This window comes from Pandoraea bronchicola (genome assembly GCF_902459805.1).
Lineage (GTDB): Bacteria > Pseudomonadota > Gammaproteobacteria > Burkholderiales > Burkholderiaceae > Pandoraea > Pandoraea bronchicola.
Genome location: NZ_CABPST010000003.1, coordinates 217,452 through 243,750, shown reverse-complemented (window position 1 = coordinate 243,750; position 26,299 = coordinate 217,452). Strand labels below are relative to the sequence as shown.

At 63.4% G+C, this 26,299-nt stretch carries 25 protein-coding genes; 11 read left to right on the top strand and 14 right to left on the bottom strand.

The annotated features are described in order from the left end of the window. Positions 1-13: 13 nt before the first annotated feature. The 4 genes from PBR20603_RS08680 to uvrB form a co-directional block, all read right to left on the bottom strand. On the bottom strand, positions 14-2,119 hold the full coding sequence (locus tag PBR20603_RS08680; RefSeq protein ID WP_150559142.1) for a site-specific recombinase: 2,106 nt from the start codon (positions 2,117-2,119) through the stop codon (positions 14-16). 167 nt (positions 2,120-2,286) lie between these two features. Further along, positions 2,287-2,763 carry a low molecular weight protein-tyrosine-phosphatase gene (locus tag PBR20603_RS08675; RefSeq protein ID WP_174977848.1) on the bottom strand — a complete coding sequence of 159 codons (477 nt, stop codon included), beginning with the start codon at positions 2,761-2,763 and terminating at the stop codon, positions 2,287-2,289. Positions 2,764-3,048: 285 nt separating this feature from the next. Continuing rightward, on the bottom strand, positions 3,049-4,068 hold the full coding sequence (locus PBR20603_RS08670; protein ID WP_150559141.1) for a sulfonate ABC transporter substrate-binding protein: 1,020 nt from the start codon (positions 4,066-4,068) through the stop codon (positions 3,049-3,051). Positions 4,069-4,204: 136 nt separating this feature from the next. Continuing rightward, positions 4,205-6,292, bottom strand: coding sequence for an excinuclease ABC subunit UvrB (uvrB, locus tag PBR20603_RS08665; protein ID WP_150559140.1), 2,088 nt, complete (start codon positions 6,290-6,292; stop codon positions 4,205-4,207). A gap of 319 nt (positions 6,293-6,611) precedes the next feature. On the opposite strand from uvrB, the gene PBR20603_RS08660 reads away from it, so the two are divergent. Further along, positions 6,612-7,811, top strand: coding sequence for an amino acid aminotransferase (locus tag PBR20603_RS08660; protein ID WP_150559139.1), 1,200 nt, complete (start codon positions 6,612-6,614; stop codon positions 7,809-7,811). Between the two features lie 221 nt (positions 7,812-8,032). Beyond that, positions 8,033-9,274, top strand: coding sequence for a polyhydroxyalkanoate depolymerase (locus PBR20603_RS08655; RefSeq protein WP_150559138.1), 1,242 nt, complete (start codon positions 8,033-8,035; stop codon positions 9,272-9,274). Positions 9,275-9,387: 113 nt separating this feature from the next. Here the strand turns inward: PBR20603_RS08655 and PBR20603_RS08650 are convergent, their stop codons facing one another. Continuing rightward, positions 9,388-10,026, bottom strand: a complete 639-nt coding sequence (locus PBR20603_RS08650) for a TetR/AcrR family transcriptional regulator (protein WP_150559137.1) — start codon at positions 10,024-10,026, stop codon at positions 9,388-9,390. Positions 10,027-10,130: 104 nt separating this feature from the next. Here PBR20603_RS08650 and rsxB point away from each other — a divergent pair, with 104 nt between their 5' ends. Beyond that, positions 10,131-11,030 carry an electron transport complex subunit RsxB gene (gene rsxB, locus PBR20603_RS08645; RefSeq protein ID WP_150559136.1) on the top strand — a complete coding sequence of 300 codons (900 nt, stop codon included), beginning with the start codon at positions 10,131-10,133 and terminating at the stop codon, positions 11,028-11,030. A gap of 65 nt (positions 11,031-11,095) precedes the next feature. Further along, positions 11,096-11,740: an endonuclease III gene (gene nth / locus PBR20603_RS08640; RefSeq protein WP_150559135.1), complete on the top strand. Its 645-nt coding sequence runs from the start codon at positions 11,096-11,098 to the stop codon at positions 11,738-11,740. Between the two features lie 114 nt (positions 11,741-11,854). Here the strand turns inward: nth and PBR20603_RS08635 are convergent, their stop codons facing one another. Together PBR20603_RS08635 and PBR20603_RS08630 are read right to left on the bottom strand one after the other, a co-directional pair. Further along, positions 11,855-12,448, bottom strand: a complete 594-nt coding sequence (locus PBR20603_RS08635; protein ID WP_150559134.1) for a malonic semialdehyde reductase — start codon at positions 12,446-12,448, stop codon at positions 11,855-11,857. Positions 12,449-12,540: 92 nt separating this feature from the next. Next, positions 12,541-13,437: a DMT family transporter gene (locus PBR20603_RS08630; RefSeq protein WP_150559381.1), complete on the bottom strand. Its 897-nt coding sequence runs from the start codon at positions 13,435-13,437 to the stop codon at positions 12,541-12,543. A 205-nt stretch (positions 13,438-13,642) separates the two neighbouring features. Between PBR20603_RS08630 and PBR20603_RS08625 the strand changes: the two genes are divergently transcribed. After that, positions 13,643-14,074 (top strand): DUF1841 family protein, encoded by a 432-nt coding sequence (locus tag PBR20603_RS08625; RefSeq protein WP_150559133.1) that lies wholly within the window; start codon positions 13,643-13,645, stop codon positions 14,072-14,074. 98 nt (positions 14,075-14,172) lie between these two features. On the opposite strand, the gene PBR20603_RS08620 is transcribed toward PBR20603_RS08625, so the two are convergent. Beyond that, entirely contained in the window at positions 14,173-14,586 is a 414-nt protein-coding gene (locus tag PBR20603_RS08620) for a c-type cytochrome (protein ID WP_425495796.1), read from the bottom strand. A 25-nt stretch (positions 14,587-14,611) separates the two neighbouring features. Beyond that, positions 14,612-14,977: a c-type cytochrome gene (locus tag PBR20603_RS08615; protein WP_150559132.1), complete on the bottom strand. Its 366-nt coding sequence runs from the start codon at positions 14,975-14,977 to the stop codon at positions 14,612-14,614. A gap of 281 nt (positions 14,978-15,258) precedes the next feature. Between PBR20603_RS08615 and PBR20603_RS08610 the strand changes: the two genes are divergently transcribed. From PBR20603_RS08610 to PBR20603_RS08595, 4 genes are all read left to right on the top strand, one after another. Beyond that, positions 15,259-16,101 (top strand): AAA family ATPase, encoded by an 843-nt coding sequence (locus PBR20603_RS08610; RefSeq protein ID WP_150559131.1) that lies wholly within the window; start codon positions 15,259-15,261, stop codon positions 16,099-16,101. A 13-nt stretch (positions 16,102-16,114) separates the two neighbouring features. Next, positions 16,115-17,290 (top strand): vWA domain-containing protein, encoded by a 1,176-nt coding sequence (locus PBR20603_RS08605; protein WP_150559130.1) that lies wholly within the window; start codon positions 16,115-16,117, stop codon positions 17,288-17,290. A gap of 117 nt (positions 17,291-17,407) precedes the next feature. After that, a complete protein-coding gene (locus PBR20603_RS08600) occupies positions 17,408-18,604 on the top strand; it encodes a benzoate/H(+) symporter BenE family transporter (RefSeq protein WP_150559129.1) in 1,197 nt (398 codons plus the stop codon). A 95-nt stretch (positions 18,605-18,699) separates the two neighbouring features. Further along, positions 18,700-19,038, top strand: coding sequence for a DUF2322 family protein (locus PBR20603_RS08595; protein WP_150559379.1), 339 nt, complete (start codon positions 18,700-18,702; stop codon positions 19,036-19,038). A 112-nt stretch (positions 19,039-19,150) separates the two neighbouring features. Here the strand turns inward: PBR20603_RS08595 and PBR20603_RS08590 are convergent, their stop codons facing one another. The 5 genes from PBR20603_RS08590 to PBR20603_RS08570 form a co-directional block, all read right to left on the bottom strand. After that, positions 19,151-19,993, bottom strand: a complete 843-nt coding sequence (locus PBR20603_RS08590; protein ID WP_150559128.1) for a class I SAM-dependent methyltransferase — start codon at positions 19,991-19,993, stop codon at positions 19,151-19,153. A 106-nt stretch (positions 19,994-20,099) separates the two neighbouring features. Beyond that, the gene (locus PBR20603_RS08585) at positions 20,100-20,627 is read right to left on the bottom strand and encodes a DNA-deoxyinosine glycosylase (RefSeq protein WP_150559127.1); all 528 of its coding nucleotides are present in this window, start codon (positions 20,625-20,627) and stop codon (positions 20,100-20,102) included. Between the two features lie 5 nt (positions 20,628-20,632). Then, positions 20,633-21,229 (bottom strand): chorismate--pyruvate lyase family protein, encoded by a 597-nt coding sequence (locus tag PBR20603_RS08580; RefSeq protein WP_150559126.1) that lies wholly within the window; start codon positions 21,227-21,229, stop codon positions 20,633-20,635. 170 nt (positions 21,230-21,399) lie between these two features. Beyond that, positions 21,400-23,286: a molecular chaperone HtpG gene (htpG, locus tag PBR20603_RS08575; RefSeq protein WP_150559125.1), complete on the bottom strand. Its 1,887-nt coding sequence runs from the start codon at positions 23,284-23,286 to the stop codon at positions 21,400-21,402. Positions 23,287-23,539: 253 nt separating this feature from the next. After that, positions 23,540-24,985: an aminotransferase-like domain-containing protein gene (locus tag PBR20603_RS08570; protein WP_150559124.1), complete on the bottom strand. Its 1,446-nt coding sequence runs from the start codon at positions 24,983-24,985 to the stop codon at positions 23,540-23,542. A gap of 191 nt (positions 24,986-25,176) precedes the next feature. On the opposite strand from PBR20603_RS08570, the gene PBR20603_RS08565 reads away from it, so the two are divergent. Continuing rightward, positions 25,177-25,530 (top strand): DUF2917 domain-containing protein, encoded by a 354-nt coding sequence (locus PBR20603_RS08565; protein ID WP_150559123.1) that lies wholly within the window; start codon positions 25,177-25,179, stop codon positions 25,528-25,530. Positions 25,531-25,584: 54 nt separating this feature from the next. Beyond that, complete coding sequence (locus tag PBR20603_RS08560) at positions 25,585-26,271, top strand: VOC family protein (protein ID WP_150559122.1); 687 nt, start codon at positions 25,585-25,587, stop codon at positions 26,269-26,271. Positions 26,272-26,299: the final 28 nt, after the last annotated feature.

Below are 26,299 nucleotides of genomic sequence, written 5' to 3'. Positions count from 1 at the left end.
CTTATGAGATTTCTTATTTTTCGGGACGAGCATCCCCCTGCGGCGAACGCAGCGGGAACAGCAGCACCAGAGGATTGCGCAGCACGGCTCGCCAGATGGCGCGGTGGATTTGCCGGCGGTCGCCCAGTCGCAGTGGACGCGATCGGAGCGCCATGTGAAATGCTAACGCAAAACTGACGCCGACGTTGAGCAGGGCCATCGACCCGACACCCGCGACTGCGAGCCAAAGGGCCGGATCGTGCAGCGCCGGCATGCCCAGCACACCGATCGACGTAGCGATAGCGCCGGTCGACAGGGTCACGTGACGGACTTCGAACGGCAACGCGAACGCCGTCAGCACGGCAGGCACCAGACCCAGCATGAAGCCGAGCGTCAAATTCCCGAGCACCGGAGCGATGTGGCGACGGCACGCGTCCGCCAGTCGAGCCGCCCCGCTGCGGCCGAAAACGAAACGCAGACGCCGGTTGTAGGTCAGCACATCGCCGATGCCATGCAGCGCAAACCAGTTGTCCGCCCAACCCGAAATCAGACTCGAGAACCACAGCAGCACCCCGGTCATAGCGGCAAAGAGCGGGGTTACGCCAAGAATCGAGAACGAATTGAGCGTCGCGTGCGCCTTTTCGGGCGGGATCGTATTCATGCCCAGCGCCGCCGAGACGACCCATTGCACCAGCAGGCAGAAGGGAAACACCATCGCCAGATTGCCGAAGATGGCCGCCGCCTGCGTGCGCACGAGCGCGATAACCTCGCCGACGAAGGCGTCCATGCCAGCCGGGGTGTCAACGTCGTCGAGCTTGCTGGCGATGGCGGGCGCTGTCATCGCGGGCTGCTTGGTGGCCAGTGTGAAGTGGCAAAAATGCATGAAAAGGAAGCAAAGCGCGTAGTTGGCCCCGGCCAGGAAGCCTTCGACGATGGCGGGCAAATGCGCACTGACGATCAGAAACTTCACATAGACGGTCACCACGGTCACGAGGCCGCCGCCGCAGGCCATCTTCAACATCGCGAAGTACTCGCTGCGATTGCGCGCGATGTAATGTTCGCCCGTCTCAGCGCTTCGCTCCACGACCTTGCGTGCCAGCAGTCCGAACGATGTACGCGCCAGTTCGCCCACGCTCTGGCTGGCCCGGTTAGCCCGCACCAGATCTGCGAACAACCGCACGCGCGCGGTGGCGCGGTCCTCGTCACCCTGGGTCAGCCACGCCTCGAGCAGGCGCTCGAGCCGGCGAATACGCGCCTTGGCCCGCTCCACCTGGAACACGATGTCAACGCTCACACCGTTCTCGTCGAGGTGCGCATAGACCTGACGCGCCGCGCGGGCGCAATCGTCGAGCAACGCGCGAAACACATTGATGCGCTGCACGAAGGACTGCGACGGCGGCGCGCCGTGTGCAAATTCCTGACCCGCTTCCTCGAGTTCCTGCATGGCGCGTCCGAGCCGGTAGAACGGCGATTCGGTAACGCGGGGATAGGTCAGACGTGAGCGCACCGCCTGTGACAGCCCGGTCGACGCAATCTGGTCGACGAGGTGATGCATGGCGGCGAGCAGGTCTTCGGCGAACGGATTCCAGTCGATGTCGTCATCCTCATCCTCGCCGAAGTGCAGCAGCGCGATGAGGTCGGCCAGCAGCTCAGACGGCATGACGGCAATCCAGTCGGCCGCCTCTGCGTCGGGAAACATGAGCGAGCATAGCGCGGAGAGATCGCGGCGCGTCGGCGGCGGCGGAATCAGCGCCTTCTCGATACGCTCGACCAGCGCGCCCCAGAACCCCGGTCGCACGGGCATGCCGGTATCGCATAGCAGCGAAATCGCATCGCTCTCGTTGATGATGCTACGTAGCGTGCGAGCGACAGGCAAACGCCACGCCGGATTGCGCTCCAGCATCTGGAGCAGATAACGCAAACGGGTATGCGGACGATAGCGCGCCGCCTCCCCCGCCTCGCGCACTTCGTTGACGAGCGCGCCACGCTTTTGCACCCAATGCGCCAGTTCGATCAGCCATTGATTGCGCACGGCCAGCGACGCCGTCGGATCGGCATGCGCGAGCAGTTCGTCGAGCTGATGGCCGGCATGACGCGAGGTGCGCCACTTGCGCCAGTACGAGGTGAGCGAATTAAGCATCGATTGGGAGCGGATGAAGACAGACAGCGAGACGAGGAAAGACGGGGGATACCGCCGAACCGGCGCAACTGCGCCGATGCTGGGGCGAATGATATCGCCATCGATGCGTGTCGCGGAAGATGCTCAGTCTTTCGCCACTCGCCCGTCATCCGTCGAACCGCGACGCTTCAGGCGTCTTCTGTCAGCCGCGCGAGCAGGCCGTCGAGGCCGTCCTCAATATAGTCGAGCACGGTTTCGAAGTCTTGCGCGCCACCGTAATACGGGTCGGGCACTTCAGCGGCGTCGTGGCGCGTCGCAAAGTCCATCAGACGCACGATCTTGTGACGATACTCAGCCGGACAACGTGCCGAGAGTTCGGCGGCGTTGGCGTTATCCATCGCGACGATCCACTCGAAGTTCTCGAAGTCGCCGGCTTCGACCCGACGCGCCCGCAACGCGCTCAGATCGTAGCCACGCCGCTGTGCCGCGGCTTGTGTGCGGGCATCGGGGGCATGGCCGATGTGATAGCTGTGCGTGCCCGCCGAGTCGACGGCGATCAGCTCAGTCAGTCCGGCCTCGGCCAGACGGTAACGGAAAATGCCGTCGGCGCTGGGTGAGCGGCAGATGTTGCCCATGCAGACAAACAGGACGGAGGTTTTTCTCATGAATAATCAACGTGATACACCGGAAATCCGCCCCATGAAACTGGCGCGAGAGCGTCTCACGGGGTCCGATACGTTCGAAGTGTTTCCGCACGGCCTCGAACACTCACGATTGTCTCATTAGTCCACATGCCAGCAGGTTGGCTGCCGGGCCATGCGCTCGGGCCTCGCCCGAACGTCTTGTGATGGCGTCGGGTCCGGCGGCCCCGGCAACCGGACTCGACGCCTGCGCCCCGCGCATCTTCGCCCAGCACCGGGGCTCCCATCCCGTGAATAAGGCGGGGCCGCTCACCCCAGCGAAGGCGGGGCCGCTTGCGCAACGTCGATACGCTTGGGCAAAAGATTGAGTTCAAGAAACGCGTCGGCGATCTGCTGCTGTTCGGCCAGGGTAGCGCGCGTGATGCGCTCGATACCGAACCGCTGACGCGACAGCGCCAACTCGACCGCATCGCGCGGCACACCCCACAACTGCGCGTATTCGGAAGCCGCCGCCGCACGATTGGCCTCGACCCATCGATCGACGGCGTTGAGTTCCTCGATCACCACGCGCAACACGTCCTCGTTGTGTTGCACGTACGTGCGCGAGGTAAAGAAATACAAACGATTGCCGACGAGGCCGGAGCCATCGGCCACGAGGCGCGCGCCGAGTGACTTTTGCGCAACTGCGAGGAACGGGTCCCACACCAGCCACGCGTCGACCGAGCCGCGCTCGAACGCGGCACGCGCATCGGCGGGTTGCAGGAAAACCGGTGTGATGTCCTGCGGCTTGAGGCCGGCCTGTTGCAGCAGGCGCACATACAGGTAGTGTGTATTCGAGCCCTTCGTGAACGCGACGCGCTTGCCCTTGAGCTGCGCAAACGACGTAATCGGCGACCCCTTCGGCACAAGCAGTCCTTCGCTCTTTGGCCGCTGAACGCTCTGCCCGTAGTAGACGAACGGCGCGCCGGCCGCGAGCGCGAACACCGGCGGTGCTTCACCGACGTCGCCAAAATCGATCGAACCGACATTGAGCGCTTCGAGCTGCGGGGGGCCTGACGGGAATTCGGTCCAGCTCACGTGGACACCCAGCGTTGCCAGCTGCTTTTCGAGCGTGCCGCGCCCCTTGAGCAGCGTCAGCAGCCCCTTCTGATGACCGATCCGCAGCACTCGCCCTCCGGTCGCGCCCGTCGCGCCAGACGTGCCAGACGTGCCAGACGTGCCAGACGTGCCCGATTGTGCGAATGCCGTTGAGGCGGCGACAGCAGCGGCCAGTGCAGCGGCACCGGTCGTCAGCAGTCGGCGCCGAGCGCCGGAGAAGTGTGCAGACATGGGACATCCATCGAAGTTGACAGTGCCGTCCAGACTAATCGGCCACTGCGGCGATGGGAACGAATTGCTTGTGGAATGCTTATCACGTCGCCGTGCGGCGCGCACGTGCGCAGAAGCCCTCCCCCTTCACCGGCCATCAGACCTTGGGCCCGAGCTCCGCCTCGCTCGCCCCATCGGTTCCGAACACCAGCGCCTTGACGTGCAATAGTTGGTCGCGCACCTTGGCAGCCTTCTCGAATTCCAGATTCCGAGCGTGTTCCTGCATCTGCTTCTCGAGCTTCTTGATCTCGCGAGCCAGTTGCTTTTCCGACATGTCCTGATAATGCGCCTGCTCTTTGGCCTCGGCCAGTTCCGCCTTGGCGTCCTGCGGATCGTAGACACCGTCGATGATGTCCTTGATGCGCTTCTTCACGCCCGTCGGCACGATGCCGTTGGCCTCGTTGTGCGCCATCTGCTTGGCACGGCGACGCTCCGTCTCGCTGATCGCCCGCTTCATCGAATCGGTCATCTTGTCGCCGTACAGAATGGCCGTTCCGTTGACGTTGCGCGCCGCACGGCCGATCGTCTGAATCAATGACCGCTCGGCGCGCAGGAAGCCTTCCTTGTCCGCGTCGAGAATTGCCACGAGCGACACCTCCGGAATATCCAGCCCCTCACGCAGCAAGTTGATCCCGACCAGCACGTCGAATGCGCCCAGGCGCAAATCACGGATGATCTCTACGCGTTCGACAGTATCGATGTCGCTGTGCAGATAGCGGACCTTCACGCCGTTATCGGACAGATACTCGGTGAGCTGCTCCGCCATGCGCTTCGTGAGCGTGGTGACCAGCACACGCTCCTCCACGGCGACGCGTTTGTTGATTTCCGTGAGGACGTCGTCGACCTGCGTACGCGCCGGGCGGACCATGATGATCGGGTCGATCAGTCCGGTCGGACGCACCACCTGCTCCACGACCTGCCCCGTGCGCTTGGCCTCGTAATCTGCGGGCGTGGCGGAGACGAAAATCGCCTGACGCATCTTGCGTTCGTACTCGGCAAACTTGAGCGGACGATTATCCAGCGCCGACGGCAAACGGAAGCCGTAGTTGACGAGGTTTTCCTTGCGCGCCCGGTCGCCGTTGTACATGCCGTTGAACTGCCCGATGAGGACGTGAGACTCGTCGAGGAACATCAACGCGTCTGGCGGCAGATAGTCGACAAGCGTCGGCGGCGGCTCACCCGGCGCGGCACCGGACAAATGCCGCGAATAGTTCTCGATGCCCTTGCAGAAGCCCAGTTCCTGCAACATCTCCAGATCGAACCGGGTGCGCTGCTCCAGACGCTGCGCCTCGACCAGCTTGCCTTCCTTGTAGAAGAAGTCGAGCCGCTCGCGCAGTTCGTCCTTGATCGTCTCGATGGCGCGCAGCACCGTGTCTCGCGGAGTCACATAGTGCGACGACGGATACACCGTGAATCGCGGCACCTTCTGCCGCACGCGCCCCGTGAGCGGATCGAAGAGTTGCAGCGTGTCGACTTCATCGTCGAACAACTCCACGCGCAACGCCAGTTCGGCGTGTTCCGCCGGGAAGACATCGATGGTGTCGCCTCGCACGCGGAACGTGCCCCGTCCGAAATCCGTTTCATTGCGCGTGTACTGCATTGCGATCAATCGCGCGATGATGTCGCGCTGGCCGATCTTGTCGCCCTGACGTACCGTCAGAATCATCTGGTGGTATTCGTTCGGATTTCCGATACCGTAGATGGCGGAGACGGTGGCCACGATCACCACGTCGCGGCGCTCGAGCAGGCTCTTCGTTGCCGAAAGGCGCATCTGCTCGATGTGTTCGTTGACAGACGAGTCCTTCTCGATGAAGAGATCGCGCTGCGGCACATACGCTTCCGGCTGGTAATAGTCGTAGTACGAGACGAAGTACTCCACCGCGTTGCGCGGGAAGAACTCGCGGAACTCCGAGTAAAGCTGGGCAGCAAGCGTCTTGTTGGGCGCGAATACGATGGCCGGGCGGCCAAGCCGCGCGATCACGTTCGCCATCGTGAAGGTCTTGCCCGACCCGGTGACACCGAGCAAGGTCTGGAACGCGAGCCCGTCTTGCACGCCCTCGGTCAACTGCGCGATGGCCGCAGGCTGATCGCCGGCGGCAGGGAATGGACAGTAGAGTTGGTAAGGCGAATCCGGGAACGTCAGGAACTTGCTTTCGTCGAGGTCGTGGTCAGCCGCAGGGGTCATGGCGGGGGCGCGAGCATGAGAGACGTAATCTGGCATTCTAGCGCGTCGGACGATTCCCTGAGTCCGATGGGTAACAGGGACCCCAGGGCGGCACGCGCCCCGGCCAGCACCGCCTTCGCGCCGCACGCTTCACTGCGATTTCGTCAAATTCTGGCAATACGTGGCAGTTTTCGTGTCGAAATAGCGCGAATTCGCGCAGCGCGAGCGGGTGTTTACCACAAGCGCGGGTAATCTTCGCTAAAATACCCCGTTGGGCCGATCCTGCGTAAGTTGCGGCCGACCCGCTGCATTTTCCTACTACCTGCCTCGAGCCGTCGAAATGACCCTCTTCTCCGCTGTCGAACTCGCCCCGCGCGACCCCATCCTTGGCCTGAACGAAGCCTACAACGCCGATCACCGTACCAATAAGGTGAATCTGGGCGTCGGCGTGTATTTCAATGCGGAAGGCAAACTGCCCCTGCTCAAGGCCGTGAAGGCAGCGGAAGAACAACGTGTGGCCGCCGGTCTGCCGCGCGGCTATCTGCCGATCGAAGGCATCGCCGCGTACGACAAGGCAGTGCAGGAAATGCTGTTCGGCAAGGAATCGCCCGTGCTGGCCGAAGGCCGCGTGATCACCGCTCAGGCGCTGGGCGGCACCGGCGCCCTCAAGATTGGCGCCGACTTCCTCAAGCAACTGAACCCGAACGCCACGGTCGCCATCAGCGACCCGAGCTGGGAAAACCACCGCGCCCTGTTCACGCAAGCCGGCTTCAACGTCGTCTCGTACCCGTACTACGACGCCGAATCGCACGGCGTGAACCTGACGGGCATGCTCGACATGCTCGGCAAGGAGCCGGAAGGCACCATCGTCGTGCTGCACGCCTGCTGCCACAACCCGACTGGCGTCGACCTGACGATGGACCAATGGGCCCAGGTCGTGGAACTCGTGAAGGCCCGCAAGCTGGTGCCGTTCCTCGACATCGCCTACCAAGGCTTTGGTGACGGCATCGATGCCGACGCCGCCGTGGTGCGCCTGTTCGCCGCCGCCGGCCTGAACTTCTTCGTGTCGAGCTCGTTCTCCAAGTCGTTCTCGCTGTATGGCGAGCGCGTCGGCGCCCTGTCCATCGTGACGGGCAACAAGGACGAATCGACCCGCGTGCTCTCGCAGCTCAAGCGCGTGATCCGCACCAACTATTCGAACCCGCCGACGCACGGTGGCTCGGTCGTCGCCGCCGTGCTGGGCAACGCCGAACTGCGCGCCCTGTGGGAGGAAGAGCTGGCCGAAATGCGTGAGCGCATCCGCGCCATGCGTCTGGCACTGGTCGAGAAGCTGCGCGCCCACGGCGTGGAACGCGATTTCTCGTTCGTGATCAAGCAACGCGGCATGTTCTCGTACTCGGGCCTCACGGCCGATCAGGTCGAACGTCTGCGCGAAGAGTTCGGCATCTATGCCGTGAGCACGGGCCGTATCTGCGTGGCCGCGCTCAACGACAAGAACATCGACAGCGTCGCGTCGGCCATCGCCCAAGTGCTGCGCTGATCGCCTCTGGCGTCATCGATGAAAAAGCCCGCCTGATCCGGCGGGTTTTTTTTTGCATTCGCATTGTTGCATTGCAACAACGATAGTTAATAACAATCATAGGAATAAGCTAAAACTATCGCCATGATGCGGGAATGCCATATATCAGGGTTATGCTGCGTTGCACAGCCGCGATAAACGGTTGCATAATTGCCTCCATCATCCGCCTCAGGGCACACAACATGCTGTATCAGATTCACGAATACAATCGTGCGTGGTTGAATCCCCTCACCACGTGGGCCAAGGCGGCGGCGACGACGTTCGTCAACCCGGGCAGCCTGCTCGCCATGATGCCGGGTGCGCCCCGCATCGCCGCCGGATATGAATTGCTCTACCGGCTCGGCAAGGACTACGAAAAACCCGAGTTCAATATCAAGGCCGTCGAAGTCGATGGCTACAACATTCCCGTCGTAGAAATGACGGCGATGGAGAAGCCGTTCTGCCGCCTGCTGCGATTCAAGCGGTACGCAGACGATGCTGGCGCCGTGGGGCAGCTCAAGGACGATCCGGTCGTGCTGGTCGTTGCACCGCTGTCGGGGCACCACGCCACGCTGTTGCGCGACACGGTCACCACGCTGCTCAAGGACCACAAGGTCTACATCACTGACTGGGTCGATGCGCGCATGGTGCCGCTGGAAGACGGCGAGTTTCATCTGGACGACTACGTCGCCTACATCCAGGACTTCATTCGCCACATCGGCGCTGAGAATCTGCACGTCATCTCGGTGTGCCAGCCGACCGTGCCGGTGCTCGGTGCGATCTCGCTCATGGCGTCGAACGGCGAAAAGACGCCCAAGACCATGACGATGATGGGTGGCCCGATCGATGCGCGCAAGAGTCCGACGTCTGTCAACTCGCTTGCGACGAACAAGTCGTACGAGTGGTTCGAGAATCACGTGATTCACCCGGTGCCGGCCAACTATCCGGGCTCGGGCCGGCTGGTCTATCCGGGCTTCCTGCAGCACGCAGGGTTCGTTGCGATGAATCCGGACCGTCACCTGAAGTCGCACTGGGACTTCTATCTCGATCTGATGCGCGGCGACAACGACGATGCCGACTCGCATCGCCGTTTCTACGACGAGTACAACGCCGTGCTCGACATGGCGGCCGAGTACTATCTCGACACGATCAAGACCGTGTTCCAGGATTTCAGCCTCGCGCGCGGCACGTGGGACGTGGCCGGTCAGCGAGTGCGTCCGCAGGACATCAAGACGACCGCGCTCTTCACCATCGAAGGCGAACTGGACGATATCTCGGGCAGCGGCCAGACGCAGGCCGCACACGAGCTGTGTACCGGCATCCCGGTCAAACGCCGGGCGCATTTCACGGCGCCGTCTTGCGGCCATTACGGGATTTTCTCCGGCAGCCGCTGGCGCAACGTGATCTATCCGCAGATCCGCGACTTCATCGCGAAGCACGCCTGAGCCGCATTCGGTGTTTCGCAGCGTCATAACAAAACCGCCGCGAGGGCTTCGGCCCACGCGGCGGTTTTGTTTTTGACGGGCAGTGCCGGCCGGCGCAGATCGCGGCCGCCCGGTTAGCGCGTACGTAGCGAATCCAGCAGCATTTGCGTATTGAAGGCCGAATACGTCTTGCGCGAATCGGCAGCCATCACGTCGCGGCCCATGACGATCGACAATGTGTGCCGGTTCGACATGACGTAATAGCCCATCGCCGAGATCGTCACGTACAGATCCACTGGATCGACGCCCAGACGGATTTCGCCGCTCGCTTGGCCGCGCTTGAGCGTCTGCGCGAGCAGCTCGACAATCGGCGAGACCTGCTGACGAATCTCCGTCGACTGTCGCATCGACTTCGCTTCGTGCAGATTCTCGTTATTGATGAGCTGAATCAGTTCCGGATGTTCGGCGTAGTAGTCCCACACGAAGTGAGCCAGTTCGGCCACGGCGTCGAGCGGGGCGAGTACGTCGAGCTTCAGCCCGTGTTCCGCTCGGTTGAATTCGCCGTAGACCTCTTCGAGCACGGCCAGATAGAGCTGATCCTTGTTGCCGAAGTAGTAATACAGCATGCGTTCATTGATATCGGCTCGGCGCGCAATGCTGTCCACGCGCGCACCGCTCGAACCACGTTCGGCAAACTCCTCGATCGCAGCGGCAAGAATGCGCTGTCGGGTGCGTTCGGGGTCCCGTTTGATCTTGGTTTCTGAGGTTGTCATGATCGGCCGGTCGTTCTCAACGGGCGGAATTATGGCACAACGGTTTCAGTGTTTCTGCAAAATGCAGGATAATTCGACTTTCCGCCGAATCCCCCACTAAAGACGTGTCCGAAGTCAGCGCGCTCGCGCAACGCATCGATGCCCTATTGCCCCAGACGCAGTGCACCAAGTGCGGTTACGCGGGTTGCCGCCCGTATGCCGACGCCATCGCCAGCGGGCAAGCCAGCTATAACCAGTGCCCGCCGGGCGGTGCCGAAGGCGTCGAACGTCTCGCCAAACTGCTCGACCGCCCCATTATTCCGCTCAATCCGGAGAATGGCGTCGCGCGCCCGCGCCCCCGCGCCATCATCGACGAATCGCTGTGCATCGGCTGTACGCTTTGCCTGCAGGCCTGCCCTGTCGATGCCATCGTAGGTGCTGCCAAGTTGATGCATACGGTCATCGAAGACCGCTGCACGGGTTGCGATCTGTGTGTGCCGCCCTGCCCCGTCGACTGTATCGACATGGTGCCGGTCACCGGCGAACGCACTGGCTGGGACGCCTGGTCGCAGACACAGGCCGACGCGGCCCGCTCGCATTTCGAAGCGCATCAGGTGCGTCTCGAGAAGGACAAGGCGCAGCGCGAAGCACGTCTGGCCGCTCGCGCGGCGCGCGTGGCACCCGGCGCCTCCACTGCACCGAGCGCAGCGCACGGCGCGCCGCAAACCACCGAGGCGCAAGCGGCGACATTGCCCGTTTTACCCAGCGGCACGGCAGCGTCGTCCCCTGTGGTCGACGAAGCTGCCGCCCGCAAGCAGGCCATCATTCAGGCGGCACTCGAACGCGCCCGCCAGAAGAAAGCCGCACTGGCTGCGGAAGGACTCGGGCCGAAAAATACGGAGAACGTGTCTGCCAACGTGCAGGCGCAGATCGACGAAGCCGAGGCACGGCGTAAGCGTATGGGTCTCTCACCCCCCCATGACGCCGCTCTCCCGGACACCAACGACACCCCGGGCAAGGCATAGGCACAGCGCAGCACGTTCCGTCCCCCGACAACAAGACAGACGCCACAACTCACGCGCCACCCGCCATGAACGACGCCAAACGCCGTGCCCTGTTCGAGACGCTGCAACAACTCAATCCTCATCCGACGACGGAGCTGGAGTACACGTCGCCGTTCGAATTGCTGATTGCCGTGCTGCTCTCGGCGCAGGCGACCGACGTTTCCGTGAACAAAGCCACCCGCAAGTTGTACGCCGTGGCGAACACCCCGGCGAAGATGCTCGCGCTCGGCGAGGCCGGCGTCTCGGATTACATCAAGACCATCGGCCTGTACCGCACGAAGGCCAAGAATGTCATCGCGACGTGTCAGTTGCTGCTCGACGTGCATGGAGGCGAAGTGCCGCGCTCGCGTGAGGCGCTCGAAGCACTGCCGGGCGTGGGTCGCAAGACGGCGAACGTGGTGCTCAACACCGCGTTTGGCGAAGATACGATTGCCGTGGACACGCACATCTTCCGCGTCGCGAACCGCACGGGCCTGGCGCCCGGCAAAGACCCGCTCGCCGTGGAACTGGCGCTGGAACGCGTCACGCCACGGGAGTTCAAGCACGACGCGCATCACTGGCTCATCCTGCACGGCCGCTATGTGTGCAAGGCACGCAAGCCGGAGTGCTGGCATTGCGCCATCGAACCGCTGTGCGACTTCCGCCCCAAGACGCCCGCACCGAAGACCTGATCCACGATCATCTTCAGTCAAACGCCGTAAACGGCAACGGGCGGCCCGCACATCGGGGCCGCCCGTTGGGTTTGGCGCGCCCTGAGAATGCCCTCAGGGTCTCGCGTGTCCGGCTTAGATGATGCGCGCCGCCTCGTCGAACGACAGACGCGGATTGCGCGGGAACAACTTGCCGTGATCGCCGTAACCGAGATTGCAGATGAAGTTGACGCGCCAGTCGGTACCCGCGAAGAACGTGTCGTTGACCTTCTGCGCATCGAAACCGGCCATCGGGCCGCAGTCGAGGCCCAGCGCGCGGGCAGCAAGAATGAAGTAACCGCCTTGCAGCGAGCTGTTCATGTGCGCCGCGCCGGCGGCCTTGGCAGCGTCGCCCGAGAACATCGGCACCATCTTCTCGGCCCCATTCGGGAACAGCTTGGGCAGGTGCTCGTAGAACTTCAGATCGAACGCGATGATGGCCGTTACCGGCGCGGTGCGGGTCTTGTCGACGTTGCCCGGCGCCATGCATTCGAGCAGCCTGGCCTTCTCCTGCGCGCTCTTCACAAAGACGATGCGCGCGGGCGTGGTGTTGGCCGAGGTCGGGCCCCACTTCACCAGGTCATACAGTTCGTGCAGCGTGTCGTCGCTGACCGGTTTGTCGAGCCACACATTATGCGTGCGGGCATCGGTGAACAGTTGGGCGATGGCTTCTTTGGCAATGGTGCTCATGTCGATTGACCTCGGCGGGATGAATAACGAACGATGGGCGATTGTACCGTCGCCGTGCGACGTGCGCTGACGCGGCAAAAATCCCCGTTCGATCAGGGGTTTGCCGACGCTCCGCGTGCCGATAGCCAGACCACGCCCGCCAGAATCAGTCCACCGCCGCCAAGCTGCGCTGCGGTGAGCGTTTCACCCAGCAGCATGGCCGCGAGCAGCACCGTGACCACCGGCTCCAGCGTTGAGAGCATCGAGGCGCGCCCCGCCCCGAGACGCTGCAATCCGGCGAAGAACGTCAGAATGGCGATGACCGTCGAGCACACCGCAATGGCGGTGAGCGCCACCCAGCCGCCCGCGCCTGCCGGCCATTGAAGGGGCAGTCCTTGCGACGCGCGCACCGCCGCCATCGCTCCGAAGGAAACCGTCGCCGCCAGGCAGACGAGCGTTGCAGTGGCGCGGGCATCCACCCCCTGGGTCAGTCGAGCGCCGACCACGATATAGCCCGAGTAGATCAACGCCGCCGCCACGGCCAACGCCATGCCCAGCGGCTGCCCGTGCCCGCCCCCGACGGTCAGCGCCGTCCCGAGCGAACAGAGCACGAGCGCGCCGAGCGTCACCGGCGTGAGGCGTTCGTGCAGAAAGATGGCCGCCAAGATCGTGACGAACACCGGATAGAGATAAAGCAGCAGTGCGACTAGCGACGCCTGTGCGTATTGCAGCGCCCCGAAAAAGCAAAGCGACTGGCCAACGTAGCCGATACCGCCCATCAGGGCAATGCCGAGCGCCCTGCGGCGCGCCGGGAAGCGCACCTGTTGCAACCGGCACCAGACCAGCAACAGGATGGCCGCCACGAAGAAGCGAAACAGCAGCATCGCGAAGATGTCGGCGCCTGACGCCGCAGCCGCCCGCGCAAAGATGGCCATGGCCCCAAACGCCGACGCCGAGACAGCAATCAGCGCGACGCCAGCCCAGGCCGAAGGCGGGGGCGCCGGGTGCATGACAGAGACGTCTCCGGCGGCGGCCGGCACGCGAGGGCTTTGCGACATGATTGAGAAAATTGAGCGACAATACGGCCAGTTTTCATGCGATTCCGGCGCACTCCGCCCACAACGGCACGCCCGGCGCACTGCGGCAATCGATCCGCCATTGTAGTCATGGCATGGCGCGCTGCAAGATGCCTTATCAGAACCCCACGGAGTCCCCATGTTCAATCCGAGCCGAGACGAAGTCCGGCAATTCTTCTGCACCACCTGGCAAAAGCAGCGCAGCGGCAGCATCCTGACGCCGCTCGAGACCATGGCCGCCGACTGGATCAATGAACATCCCGAGTATCACGACGCGCTGTCCGACACCGAAGACGCCAGCGCCCGCGATTACTCGCCCGAGGCCGGACAGACCAACCCGTTCCTGCATCTGTCGATGCATCTGGCAATCAGCGAGCAGGTCTCGATCGATCAGCCCCCGGGCATTCGTGCCGCCTACGAGAAGCTGACCCAGCGTCTCGACTCGCCGCATGACGCGCAGCATCGCATCATGGAATGTCTGGGACAAACGCTCTGGGAAGCGCAGCGCACCGGCCAGCCGCCAGACTCCGACGCCTACCTGCAACGCATCGAGCAGCAAGCCTCGCGCTGAGCGCAAGCCTGCGCGAGGCACGCCCGCGAGCGAAGACAAATGCAGACGACGGTTGCCATCGGAGCAACCGTCGTTTTTTTATGGTGACGCCAGAGCGCTTACTTCTTCGTGACGAGATCGCCGGGCAGCGATTCGATATAGGCCGAAATGTCCTTCAGCTCCTGCGAGGTGAACGGACGCGGCTTGCCGTCCGCACCGATCGTCGCGGGATTGGACATGACCTGCGTCTTCATGATGGCGTTGCTACGCCCGAACACGAGACTGGTTTCGTTCTGATAGGCACGCAGCGCGTTATAGACGTAGTCCGCATATTGCCCCGCCAGTTTCGGGTATTCCGGGGTGATCGGTGCGTTCAGATTGGCGCCGTGGCAGCTTGCGCACATGCCTTTGTCGACGAGCGCTTTGCCGTTGGCGATATTGCCGGCAGCGAACGCCGAACCGGTCCAACCCGCGAACATGGCGCCGAGCGCCAGGGATGCCGCAGCCGCGGCCTTTACCATCGAGTGCTTCATCGTGTTCTCCTCAGCCACGCACGTTTTACTTCTGGGGATTGACCGGCGTCGACGCCGATTGCGCCGCGTAGTACGCGGCAATGTCGACGATGTCCTGATCGGTCAACGTGGCTGCGATGCCATGCATCGTCTGGAACTTGCGGTCGCCCTTCGCGTACTCCTTCAGGGCGTTTTCGATGTACTTCGCATTCTGTCCGCCGATCCGGGGCACGTGATACACCTCGGGAAACGCGGTGCGATAGTCGGGAATGCCGTGGCAGCCGATACACATGGCTACCTTGTCCTTTGCCGCGTCCAGATTGGGCTTGAGTTCGGCCGCGTGAAGCGCACTGAGCGACATGAGCGACGTGCTGCCGAGCGCCAGCGCCATCATCGTGAGGAACTTTTTCATGGTCTTCTTGGGAACGTTTTTGGTTGGAATACCGGCCCGCAACACGCAGATCGCCGTCCCGACTCCAAGGCCGCCGACCTGTGAAAAAAGCAATCGATTGTAACCCACACCCTTGCCCCCGCAAACTCGGGGCTGACCCGCACAGTTCTCCGAAGTTTTTTCGCAAGCCCTTGATGCAAAGACAGATTTTGACTGTCCGAGCGAGGCTTATGCGCAATGTCTTATACTGAACTTTTTCCCTGCCCGGCCGGTTGGCCGGCTGTTTGCGGACGGCACAGACAATGCGCTTCGAAGGCTCTTCCCAGTACGTCGCCACCGACGACCTCAAGCTCGCCGTGAATGCGGCGGCCACGCTGCAACGCCCGCTGCTCATCAAAGGCGAGCCCGGCACCGGCAAGACCATGCTCGCGGAGGAAGTCGCCGCCGCACTCGATATGCCGCTGCTGCAATGGCACGTGAAGTCCACGACCAAAGCGCAGCAGGGTCTGTATGAGTACGACGCGGTTTCGCGTTTGCGCGATTCGCAGTTGGGCGACGAGCGGGTGCGCGACATCGCCAACTACATCGTCAGGGGCGTGCTCTGGCAGGCGTTCGAGGCCGACCATCCCGTCGTGCTGCTCATCGACGAAATCGACAAGGCCGACATTGAATTCCCCAACGACCTGCTGCGCGAACTCGACCGCATGGAATTCTATGTGTACGAGACACGCCAGCTCGTGAAGGCGCGCCACCGTCCGCTGGTCATCATCACGTCGAACAACGAAAAGGAGCTGCCCGACGCCTTCCTGCGCCGCTGCTTCTTCCACTACATCAAGTTCCCCGATCCGGCGACCATGCAGTCGATCATCGACGTGCATTTCCCGAACATTCGCCGCGAACTGGTCAACGCCGCGATGGCGACCTTCTTCGAAGTGCGCGAGATCCCCGGGCTCAAGAAGAAGCCGTCGACCTCGGAGCTGATCGACTGGCTCAAGCTGCTGATGGCCGAGGAAATCGGCCCCGAAGCGCTGCGCAGCGCCGACAACAAGCTGGCGATCCCGCCACTTGCCGGCGCGTTGCTCAAGAACGAACAGGACATGCATCTGTTCGAGCGCCTCGTCTTCATGAACCGCGCCAACCGGTAAGCTCGCCACCGTCATGCTGATCGACTTCTTCTACACCTTGCGCGCGGCGAAACTGCCGGTCTCGGTCAAGGAATACCTGACGCTGCTCGAAGCCTTGCAACGTCAGGTCATCGCGCCCTCGCTCGACGAGTTCTACTATCTGGCGCGCCTCTCGCTGATCAAGGACGAGAAGCACTACGACAAGTTCGATCAGGCGTTCGGCGCCTATTTCAAGGGGGTCCAGCAAGTCGTCGACGCGTCGGGCGAGGTGCCCCTCGAGTGGCTCAGGAAGCGCATGCAGCGCGAGCTTTCCCCTGAGGACAAGGCTCGCATTCAGGCGCTCGGCGGCATCGACAAGCTCATGGAGCGGCTCAAGCAACTGTTCGACGAACAGAAAGGCCGTCACGAAGGCGGCAGCAAATGGATCGGCACGGGCGGCACATCGCCGTTCGGCAACGGCGGCTTCAATCCCGAAGGGATCCGCATCGGCGGCGAGAGCAACGGCAACCGCACGGCAGTGAAAGTCTGGGACCAACGCACCTATCGCGACTACGACGACACCGTCGAGCTCGGCACGCGCAACATCAAGGTCGCGTTGCGGCGTCTGCGCAAGTTTGCCCGCGAAGGGGCAGCAGAAGAGCTGGATCTCGACGACACCATTCGCGCCACGGCTGCCAATGCCGGCTGGCTCGACCTGAAACTCGTGCCGGAGCGTCACAACAACGTGAAGGTGCTGATGCTGCTCGACGTGGGCGGCTCGATGGACGACCACATCGCGCGTACCGAAGAGCTGTTTTCTGCGGCGAAATCCGAATTCAAGCATCTCGAGTTCTACTACTTCCACAACTGCGTCTACGACTATCTGTGGCGGCAGAATCGACGTCGTCACAGCGAGCGCTTCGAGACGTGGGACGTGCTGCGCAAGTATCCGGCAGACTACAAGCTGATCTTTGTGGGCGACGCCACCATGAGTCCTTACGAGGTGCTGCAACCGGGCGGCTCGGTCGAATACAACAACAAGGAAGCCGGTGCCGTATGGCTGCGCCGCTTCATCGACCGCTTCCCGCATCACGCATGGCTCAATCCCGAGCCCGAGGCGATATGGCAATATCGTCAATCGATCTCGGTCATCCGCCAGCTCTTCGCAGGCCGCATGTATCCGATCACGCTGGCCGGGCTGGAATCGGCCATGCGCGGGCTAAGCAAATAAGGCTCGCCGCAGACCGAACGCCGGCCGGAGACTGCCGGCAGCGTGTCACGCGACCCGGCACCGCGTGACGTGGCACGCCATCACGATAACAACGTAACGAGAGACCCCCCTCCCACCATGACGTCCAGCACCACTCCCCTGCCACCGCTCCGGCCGCTGGCGGACACGTCGCCCTCGGCCATCGTCGCCGGCTTCGTGGCCATGATGACGGGCTACACCAGTTCGCTCGTTCTGATGTTTCAGGCCGGACAGGCCGCCCACCTCTCCGCGGCGCAAATCTCGTCGTGGATCTGGGCACTGTCCATCGGCATGGGCGTGACGACCATCGGACTATCACTGCGCTACCGCACCCCGGTGGTCATCGCCTGGTCGACACCGGGCGCCGCCCTGTTGATCACCTCGCTGCCCGGCGTGCCTTATGGCGAAGCCATCGGCGCGTTCATTGTCTGCAATGCCCTCATCGCCTTGTGTGGGCTCACGGGCGGTTTCGAGACCATCATGCGCCGCGTGCCGCCGGCATTGGCGTCGGCGCTGCTCGCAGGCATTCTGTTTCGCATCGGGCTCGAGATTTTCGTCGCGGCCCAGCATCAGACGGCGCTCGTGCTCTCCATGTTCTTCACGTATCTCGTCGTCAAGCGCTTGGCGTCGCGCTACGCGATTCTGCTCGCGCTGATCGTGGGCACGGCCGTGGCGGGCGGGCTCGGCCTGCTCGACTTCAGCCACTTCAACGTCTCGCTCGCGAAGCCCGTGTGGACCACGCCGTCGTTCTCGCTGTCGGCGACGATCAGCATCGCGATCCCGTTGTTCGTGGTGGCGATGGCGTCGCAGAACGTGCCCGGTCTGGCCGTGCTGCGCGCAGACGGCTACAACGTGCCGGCGTCGCCGCTGATTTCGACGACGGGCATCGCGTCGGTACTGCTCGCGCCGTTCGGCTCGCACGGCATTCATCTGGCGGCCATCACCGCCGCCATCTGCACCGGACGCGAAGCGCACGAAGACCCGGCCAAGCGCTACACCGCAGCGGTGTGGTCGGGTGTGTTCTATCTGGTCGCGGGCACGTTCGGCGCGACCATTGCCGCCTTGTTCGCCGCGTTTCCGAAGGCATTGGTGGTGTCGATTGCCGCCCTCGCCCTGTTCGGCTCGATCATGAACGGCCTTGCCAACGCCATGCACGACACGAGACAGCGCGAAGCCGCGCTCATCACTTTCATGGTGACGGCCTCGGGCCTGACGCTGCTGTCCATCGGCTCGGCGTTCTGGGGGCTGATTGCGGGCGTGCTGACGCTGACCATCTTGCAGTGGCGACGCGCATGACGGCGGCATGAAGCCTCGAGGGGCGAGGTGATACCATTCGGCCCGCACCGTTTTTCCGAATTCAACGTAACCGCAGGAGCAGCACAACCATGGCAGTGATCGAACCGACCCCGGTCTTCAAGGACAACCTCGCGCAGATGGCCGCCATCGGCAGCATCGAGGGTATCGCTCGCATCGAACTGCGCGACGGCAAGCACGCGGTCGTGGCGACCATCGAGAACGCCCCGGGCAAGCAGGGCTCGCTCGCCGTGTACCACTACCTCAAGCAGGCCTTCGGCACGCTCGACGCCAAGGCTGCCGAGCACGGTCTGGCTGTCTTCGGCGAGCACACGGCCGACGCACGTAACCGTCCGGGCGCGCACCCGAACGTCGATCGTCTGCTGGCCATCGTGGCGGGCGGCGAAGCGTTGAGCATCAACGAAATCGCGGCCTGAGACGGCAACCGCCGTCGTGCCAAGAGAAAAGCCAGCCTCACGGCTGGCTTTTTTTTGCGTCTCCCGCACACGCATGAGCGGCGCGGGATCGGCCGGGATGGCGAACCTGATGTCAGATCGTCAGCACAGGGCCACCGTCGCCGTTGGCCGAACGAAGCTGCTTGACCCAACGCTTGGCCGGCAGACCCGTGGCGGCTTCCACCACCTTTGCGCGTGCTTCCACGTCCTTCCACTCGACCGACAGCAGCGGGCCGTTGAAGGCCAGCACGATGACGTTGCCGTCATGCACTTCCGGGAATTCGATCACACGGTTGTCGAAGGCCTGACGCAAACGACGGATGTTCTTCGGATAGCTGTCGTGATCACCGAACAGATTCATCGTCAGCATGCCCGGCTCGCGCAGCGTGGCACGGCAGGCCTTGTAGAAGGCCGGCGTGTCGTGCACCGGGCCACGCGCGGTGGCGTCGTAGAGATCGACTTGCAGCACGTCGACCGACCCGTGGTTCGCGGTATCGGTAACGAAATCCCAGGCATCCGCTTCCAGCACCTTCAGGTGACGTGAGTCATCCGGCAGGCTGAACATCGTGCGAGCGGCAACGACCACGGCGGGGTTCAGCTCAACTGCCGTCACCTGCGTGCGCGGGAAATGCTGATGCGAGAATTTGGTGATCGAGCCGGTGCCGAGGCCCAGTTGCACCACGTGCTTCGGCGCGCGCATGAACAGCAACCACGCCATCATCTGCTGCGCATATTCCAGCTCAATACGGTCAGGCTTGGACAGACGCATTGCCCCTTGCACCCACTCCGTGCCGAAGTGCAGGTAACGCACGCCACCCTGTTCAGAGAATGTCACCGGCGCGAAGCGCGGCTGATAAGCGGGACGGGGAGCACGTGCGGCGCGCTCGTCGCCGACGAACGCTTCGGCTTCGATGGATTTGCGTTTGATGAGGGTCATGTGTCCTTCAGTGAAGCTCGGGAAATTCCGATGGGTTCGCATTGTACCGGGTTCGCGCGGGACAGCCGTCAGGCACGCCTCGTCGCCACCGGTCATGCCGGTGGATTCAGGCAGATGCCGTTGTCCCCAACCAGTCGCGCAATGCGAGCCACGCGTCGCGTTTTGTCGCATACGGAATCGTATAGGCCGGACTGCTCGACGGCAGCACCACCACTGGCATGGTCACGCCGCGCTGCGCCAACGCGCGTTGCCCGATACGGGCGGCCGTGCCGCCGTTGAACGCCACCGCACGCAGCGCTGGCAGCGTGTCGATCAAGCCCGCGAGATCGCTTCCCGCATGCAGGCGTATGTTGCTGTCGAGACTGCCTTTACGATGTGCCTCTGCCACGACATCCCAGAGTCCGACGCCGTGCGTGTGCAGCACTTCCAGCCGTGCGTCATACCGCAATGACGGCAACGGCACGCCGATCACCTCGCCCACGAGATGCCAGAAGCGATTCTGCGGATGCGCGTAGTACTGCTGGTGCGCAAGCGACACTTCGCCGGGCAGGCTGCCGAGGATCAAGACGCGCGTGTGCGCGTCCACCACCGGCGCAAAGTTGCGTTTGAGGTCGGGGGCTGTGCGTGTCGCCATCGCGCTCAGTCGCGAGCCGGCAAGCCGTGTGCGGCCTGCAAACGCCGCCAGAATCGCGGCAGGAACGCTTCGGTCACGAGCAGCGGCGCACCGTGCCGCAGAAATACCGAGCGGCGCGCCCACAACCGCGCACGCGGCGTTGCGCCGACGAGTGGATCGCGGGCATCGTGGCGCGCCCGGCCGTGCAGCAAATGGCGGGGTCCCAACGGGCTCGACACCAGCACGGAACGCGTGACCGTGGGATCGTGATAGAGCAGATCCGCCAGCGGTCGCGTACGCAGACGACGCATCGCCTGCCATATCGAGCGGCTATAGGTGAGCGGCGTGACGCTGTGCGCCACGACCACCGGCTCGTCGTCGACCATCAGGATGACATCGCGGGCCCACATCGGCGTGCGCAGCGGCACGCCGATGGCGCGGCACTGGTCAGCGTCGGCGGGCATCACCCGCTCGGCCACCACGCGCACGCTTACCCGGCCGAGTGCCGACAGATGGCGCGTGAGCGCGCCGCCCCGGGTCAGCCAGTCCTTATGACGACGCGAGAGCGCCGGTGCCGGGACAGCCTGCCAGCGCCGCCCGCCTACATCGAATCGGAAAGTCATGGCTCGGCATTATAAAGGCGCGACGCGACGGTGCGCCGTCCGCAACGCCCCCGCCCCAACTCGCCGGACATGTCCAGCGCCCCTGCCGGCAAGACGCTCGCCGGAAACGAAAAGCCCCCGCAGCCTTTCGGTGCGGGGGCTTCTTAACGACGCTACCTGCGATGCCGCGATCAGCGTGCGGCGAGCAACAGCGCGTTGGTACGCTTCACGAACGCTGCCGGGTCTTCGAGGTTGCCCCCTTCGGCAAGCAACGCCTGATCGAACAGGAGTTGCGCCCAGTCGGACAGATCGGCACTTTCGGCCGAGAGGCGCTGGATCAGCGCGTGCTCCGGGTTGATTTCGAGAATCGGACGGAATTCCGGCATCTTCTGCCCGGCCGCCTTCATCAGACGCTGGAGCGTGCCGCTCATATCGTTCTCGTCCGACACCAGGCACGACGGCGAATCGGTCAGACGGAACGTCACACGCACGTCCTTGGCCTTGTCGCCGAGCACTTCCTTCATCTTCTCGACGAGCGGCTTCAGTTCGTCGCTGGTTTTCTCCTGCGCCGCTTTCTCGCCCGCATCCTCCAGCGCGCCCAGATCCAGATCGCCACGCGCCACGCTCACGAGGGCCTTGCCGTCGAACTCATGCACGTAGGAGAGCATCCACTCGTCGACGCGATCCGTCAGCAGCAGCACTTCCACGCCCTTCTTGCGGAAGACTTCGAGATGCGGGCTGTGGCTTGCCGCCACCCAGCTCTCCGCCGTGACGTAGTAAATCTTGTCCTGGCCTTCCTTCATCCGGCTCACGTAGTCGGCGAGCGACACGCTCTGTTCAGCCGAGTCGTTGTGCGTGCTTGCAAAGCGCAGCAGCTTGGCAATGCGCTCACGGTTCGCATGATCTTCGCCGGTGCCTTCCTTGAGCACCTGGCCGAACGCGCCCCAGAACTGCGTGTATTTGTCTTTCTGGTTCTCGGCCAGATCCTCGAGCAGACCGAGTACGCGCTTTGCGCAGCCTTCGCGGATCGCCTTCACGTCGCGGCTTTCCTGCAGGATTTCACGCGACACGTTCAGCGGCAGATCGGCCGAGTCGACCACCCCGCGCACGAAGCGCAGGTAGTTCGGCAGCAGCTGGTCGGCGTCATCCATGATGAACACGCGCTTGACGTACAGCTTCAGCCCGCCCTGCGCGTTGCGATCCCAGAGATCGTAGGGGGCATGGCCGGGCACGTAGAGCAGTTGCGTGTATTCGCTGCGGCCTTCGACACGATTGTGCGTCCAGGCCAGCGGCGCCTGCATATCGTGCGCGATGTGCTGGTAGAACTGCGTGTACTGCTCGTCGGTGATTTCGCTCTTGCTGCGCGTCCACAGGGCGCTCGCCTGATTGACGGTCTCGTCGGTCTCGGCGGGGACCATCGCCTTCTTCTCTTCGTCCCACGTCTCGCCGCGCATCACGATCGGCAGCGAAATGTGGTCGGAGTACTTGCGAATGATCGACTGCAGCCGCCACGACGAAAGCAGTTCGTCTTCGCCTTCGCGCAGATGCAGTGTGATGGCCGTGCCGCGCGAAGCGCGCTCGATCGTCTCGACCGAGAAGTCGCCCTCGCCGGTCGACGACCAGCGCACGCCCTCTGCTGCCGGCAGACCGGCGCGGCGCGATTCGACCGTCATGCGATCGGCCACGATGAAGCCAGAGTAGAAGCCCACGCCGAACTGGCCGATGAGCGCGGCGTCCTTCTGCTGATCGCCCGACAGGCGCGAGAAGAACTCCTTGGTGCCGGACTTGGCGATCGTGCCGAGATGCGAGATGGCTTCCTCGCGGCTCATGCCGATGCCGTTGTCCTCGATGGTGACGGTGCGCGCGTTCTTGTCGAACGACACGCGAATCTTGAGTTCCGGATCCTGCTCGTACAGCGCGGCGTTGTTGATGGCTTCGAAGCGCAGCTTGTCGGCGGCATCTGAAGCGTTGGAGATCAGTTCGCGCAGGAAGATTTCCTTGTTGCTGTACAGCGAATGAATCATCAGTTGCAGAAGCTGTTTGACTTCTGCCTGAAAGCTCATGGTTTCTTGCGCCATGGTCGGGAACCCTCGTGAATCGGTGAGATGGATGGAATATCGACGCTGACCGCCGCCCGGCGCACTTGCGCGCGCGCTGCCTGAGCGGCGGTACAGATCGGAACATAGGGACAGGACGCCGGCATTTCAAGGCCGCCAGGAGGGTTATTTCGAGGCAAGTTGCGCGAAGATACGGAAAGTTGCATCGAGACCCGGCAAAACCGGGGGGCAGCGGCATGCTCTGCTGCCAACCGGAAGACCGCCTCCCGCGATGTCAGGCGGCCAGTTCGAGCTGCCGCGACAGAAACGTCAGCATGGCGGGATCGCTGGAGCATGCAATGTTCATGCGCATCCACGTACTCGGCACCTGACGCGGCGAAAACAACGCCCCCGGCGCAAACAGAAAGCCGGCCTCGTGGCCTGCGGCCGCGACGGCGCTCGTATCGACCCCCGTGTCGGCCCAAAGGAACATGCCCGACGTCGGATCGCCGAACATGCGCAGGCCGATCCGTTCCAGATGCCGTCGCGTGCTGTCGCGCACCTCATCGAGCCGCGAGCGCAAGCGCTCCACGTGACGCCGGTAGTGCCCCTCAGTGAGCGCCTTGTAGACGATGCGTTCGTTGATCTCCGGCGTGGTCGAACCCGAGAGCATCTTGTGGTCGACGAACGTCTTCGCCAACTCGGGCGAACACGCCACGAACGCCACGCGCAGATTCGCGGCGAGCGTCTTCGAGAAGCTCCCCATGTAAATCACGCGCTTGAGTTGATCGAGACTCGCCAGACGCGCCACTGGCTGGTGCGGCGGGCACAGGTCGCAGTAGATATCGTCCTCGAGCACCATGAAGTCATACTGTTCCGCCAGACGCAGGATCTGGAAAGCGCGCGCCGGAGTCAGCGACGTGCCCGTCGGGTTCTGCAGGATCGAGTTCACGATCAGCAACTTGGGTCGATGCTGCTGCACCAGACGCTCCAGCGCCTGCATATCGGGCCCGTCAGGCGTGTACGGCACGCCGACGGTGTTCGCGCCTTGCGATGCGATGCGTCCGAACATCACGAACCACGCCGGATCGCCTACGAGCACCGTATCGCCCGCCCGCACGTACAGGCGCAACAGAAAGTCCACCGCCTGCGTGATGCCCGAGGTCAGCACAATCTGCTCCGGGCGTGCGCCGATTTCAAGTTCGGCGAGTTGCGTCTGCAGCTGGACGCGCAGCGGCAGGAAGCCGTGCGGATGGCCGCTGTGCAGCAGATGAGCGCTCGACTGACGGCTCATGGAACGCATGGCTGACGTCATCATGTCGGCGTCTAGCCAACCCGGCGGCAGATAGCCCATGCCGGGACCGCGCTCGGGTGCGACCGTGTGCAGCATGCTGCGCACGAGCCAGGCCACGTCGATGGGGCCCTGCGCGAGCATCGGTGCCGCAGCGTTCTGCGAGGGCATCACGGGCCGCTCACGCACATAGAACCCCGAGCCGCGACGCGCCTCAAGATACCCCTTCGCCACCAGACGTTCATACGCCTCGACCACAGAAAAGCGCGACACACGTTTGTCTTCCGCCAGCGAGCGGATCGACGGCATACGCATGCCCGGCAGAAAAACACGCTCCTCGATGCGCAGGCTCGCCCAGTGGACGAGCTGATCGACGAGCGTCATGCGCGCCGTGTCGAGCGCGGCGTTGTCCGCCAGCACCAGCGGAGAAATACGGTTCGTTGTCGTCATCGTCTACCCATCTCTGCACGGTTGACAGGCACTTGACCGCCGAAGTGTCCGCCCATTGCCGCTCATGGGTCGCCACTCTACGCCGGCCAGATTCCCTGTCAATCCCGAACTGTACCGAAGATTACCTTGATATTTGTACCGGTACTGTACCGGAGTTAACCGATAAAGTGTCCCCTCAACTGGAGACCGCTATGCGTGAAATCCGACTCTTCGAACTGGACCAGGGACAGACCGTCTTCTGGCAGAGCCCGGCTGCCGAGTTGCCGCAATCGCTTCAGGTACTGCAGGGCGTACTGTGGCTGACCGTGGAAGGCGAGCCCGTCGACCATTGGCTGCATGCCGGCGAAAGTTTCGAGATTCGCCGCGGTCAGCGGGTATGGCTTGGCACGTGGCAGGAAGGCGTGCGCTTGCGCGTGAGCCATCCGGCAACGGCACGCTCGTCCCCGGACGGAAAGCCGGCCCGGCGCATTGGCTGGCGTCTCGTGTGGCGCGGCATTACCGCGCGTCTGCCCCGTCGAACGGTGACGCGGCTCTCGCGTGGATGAGTCGCTAACGGCACGAGGCAGAGTAAGCTATCGGTTTTGTCGCCTGCACCCACCATGTCTGCACCCCAAGCCCTGAAACTGGATCACCTCGTCGTTGCCGCACAAACGCTGGAGGCGGGCGAAGCCCATGTCATCGAGCAACTCGGCCTGACGGACGTTGTGCCGCAGCGCGGTGGCAAGCACGCGCGCATGGGCACGCATAACAGTTTGCTGGGACTGTGGGGCGGCGCGTATCTGGAGATCATCGCCATCGATCCGGACGCTCCCGTACCGAGCCGTCCGCGCTGGTTCGGGCTCGACGACGAGGCCGTGCAGGCGCGTCTGGCCCGGGGACCGTATCTTGCGCATTGGGTGGCACGGGTGGAGCGTCCGCGTTCGCTGTCGCGCTGGCAAGCGCAATATCCGCAGCGGCTGGCTCCGGTCGTCGAAATGCAACGCGGGGCGCTGACATGGCAAATCGGGGTGCCCGAGGATGGCAGCTTGCCGGCATGGCAAGGCGCGGGCCAGGGGGTGTTGCCGACGCTGATCCAATGGGATTCGCCGCAACACCCCGCCGATACGCTGCCGAGCGCCGATTGCGCCGTCTCGCTGTTGCGTGGCTTTCACCCGCAGGCCGCAGCGATCAACGAACAATTGCAGTGGCTTGGCGCAGATGCCCTCATCAACGTCGAAGCCACACTGGTCGAGCCGTCGCTCGCCGCAGAAATCGATACCCCCGACGGCCCGCGCACGTTGCGCTAGGGGCGAAGTGACACCGAGCGCCCGGCAC

Excerpts from the sequence above, each read along its gene's own strand:
- PBR20603_RS08680 (WP_150559142.1), bottom strand. The coding sequence starts at position 2,119 with ATGCTTAATTCGCTCACCTCGTACTGGCGCAAGTGGCGCACCTCGCGT.
- PBR20603_RS08675 (WP_174977848.1), bottom strand. The coding sequence starts at position 2,763 with ATGAGAAAAACCTCCGTCCTGTTTGTCTGCATGGGCAACATCTGCCGC.
- PBR20603_RS08670 (WP_150559141.1), bottom strand. The coding sequence starts at position 4,068 with ATGTCTGCACACTTCTCCGGCGCTCGGCGCCGACTGCTGACGACCGGT.
- uvrB (WP_150559140.1), bottom strand. The coding sequence starts at position 6,292 with ATGACCCCTGCGGCTGACCACGACCTCGACGAAAGCAAGTTCCTGACG.
- PBR20603_RS08660 (WP_150559139.1), top strand. The coding sequence starts at position 6,612 with ATGACCCTCTTCTCCGCTGTCGAACTCGCCCCGCGCGACCCCATCCTT.
- PBR20603_RS08655 (WP_150559138.1), top strand. The coding sequence starts at position 8,033 with ATGCTGTATCAGATTCACGAATACAATCGTGCGTGGTTGAATCCCCTC.
- PBR20603_RS08650 (WP_150559137.1), bottom strand. The coding sequence starts at position 10,026 with ATGACAACCTCAGAAACCAAGATCAAACGGGACCCCGAACGCACCCGA.
- nth (WP_150559135.1), top strand. The coding sequence starts at position 11,096 with ATGAACGACGCCAAACGCCGTGCCCTGTTCGAGACGCTGCAACAACTC.
- PBR20603_RS08635 (WP_150559134.1), bottom strand. The coding sequence starts at position 12,448 with ATGAGCACCATTGCCAAAGAAGCCATCGCCCAACTGTTCACCGATGCC.
- PBR20603_RS08630 (WP_150559381.1), bottom strand. The coding sequence starts at position 13,437 with ATGCACCCGGCGCCCCCGCCTTCGGCCTGGGCTGGCGTCGCGCTGATT.
- PBR20603_RS08625 (WP_150559133.1), top strand. The coding sequence starts at position 13,643 with ATGTTCAATCCGAGCCGAGACGAAGTCCGGCAATTCTTCTGCACCACC.
- PBR20603_RS08620 (WP_425495796.1), bottom strand. The coding sequence starts at position 14,586 with ATGAAGCACTCGATGGTAAAGGCCGCGGCTGCGGCATCCCTGGCGCTC.
- PBR20603_RS08615 (WP_150559132.1), bottom strand. The coding sequence starts at position 14,977 with ATGAAAAAGTTCCTCACGATGATGGCGCTGGCGCTCGGCAGCACGTCG.
- PBR20603_RS08610 (WP_150559131.1), top strand. The coding sequence starts at position 15,259 with ATGCGCTTCGAAGGCTCTTCCCAGTACGTCGCCACCGACGACCTCAAG.
- PBR20603_RS08605 (WP_150559130.1), top strand. The coding sequence starts at position 16,115 with ATGCTGATCGACTTCTTCTACACCTTGCGCGCGGCGAAACTGCCGGTC.
- PBR20603_RS08600 (WP_150559129.1), top strand. The coding sequence starts at position 17,408 with ATGACGTCCAGCACCACTCCCCTGCCACCGCTCCGGCCGCTGGCGGAC.
- PBR20603_RS08590 (WP_150559128.1), bottom strand. The coding sequence starts at position 19,993 with ATGACCCTCATCAAACGCAAATCCATCGAAGCCGAAGCGTTCGTCGGC.
- PBR20603_RS08585 (WP_150559127.1), bottom strand. The coding sequence starts at position 20,627 with ATGGCGACACGCACAGCCCCCGACCTCAAACGCAACTTTGCGCCGGTG.
- PBR20603_RS08580 (WP_150559126.1), bottom strand. The coding sequence starts at position 21,229 with ATGACTTTCCGATTCGATGTAGGCGGGCGGCGCTGGCAGGCTGTCCCG.
- htpG (WP_150559125.1), bottom strand. The coding sequence starts at position 23,286 with ATGGCGCAAGAAACCATGAGCTTTCAGGCAGAAGTCAAACAGCTTCTG.
- PBR20603_RS08570 (WP_150559124.1), bottom strand. The coding sequence starts at position 24,985 with ATGACGACAACGAACCGTATTTCTCCGCTGGTGCTGGCGGACAACGCC.
- PBR20603_RS08565 (WP_150559123.1), top strand. The coding sequence starts at position 25,177 with ATGCGTGAAATCCGACTCTTCGAACTGGACCAGGGACAGACCGTCTTC.
- PBR20603_RS08560 (WP_150559122.1), top strand. The coding sequence starts at position 25,585 with ATGTCTGCACCCCAAGCCCTGAAACTGGATCACCTCGTCGTTGCCGCA.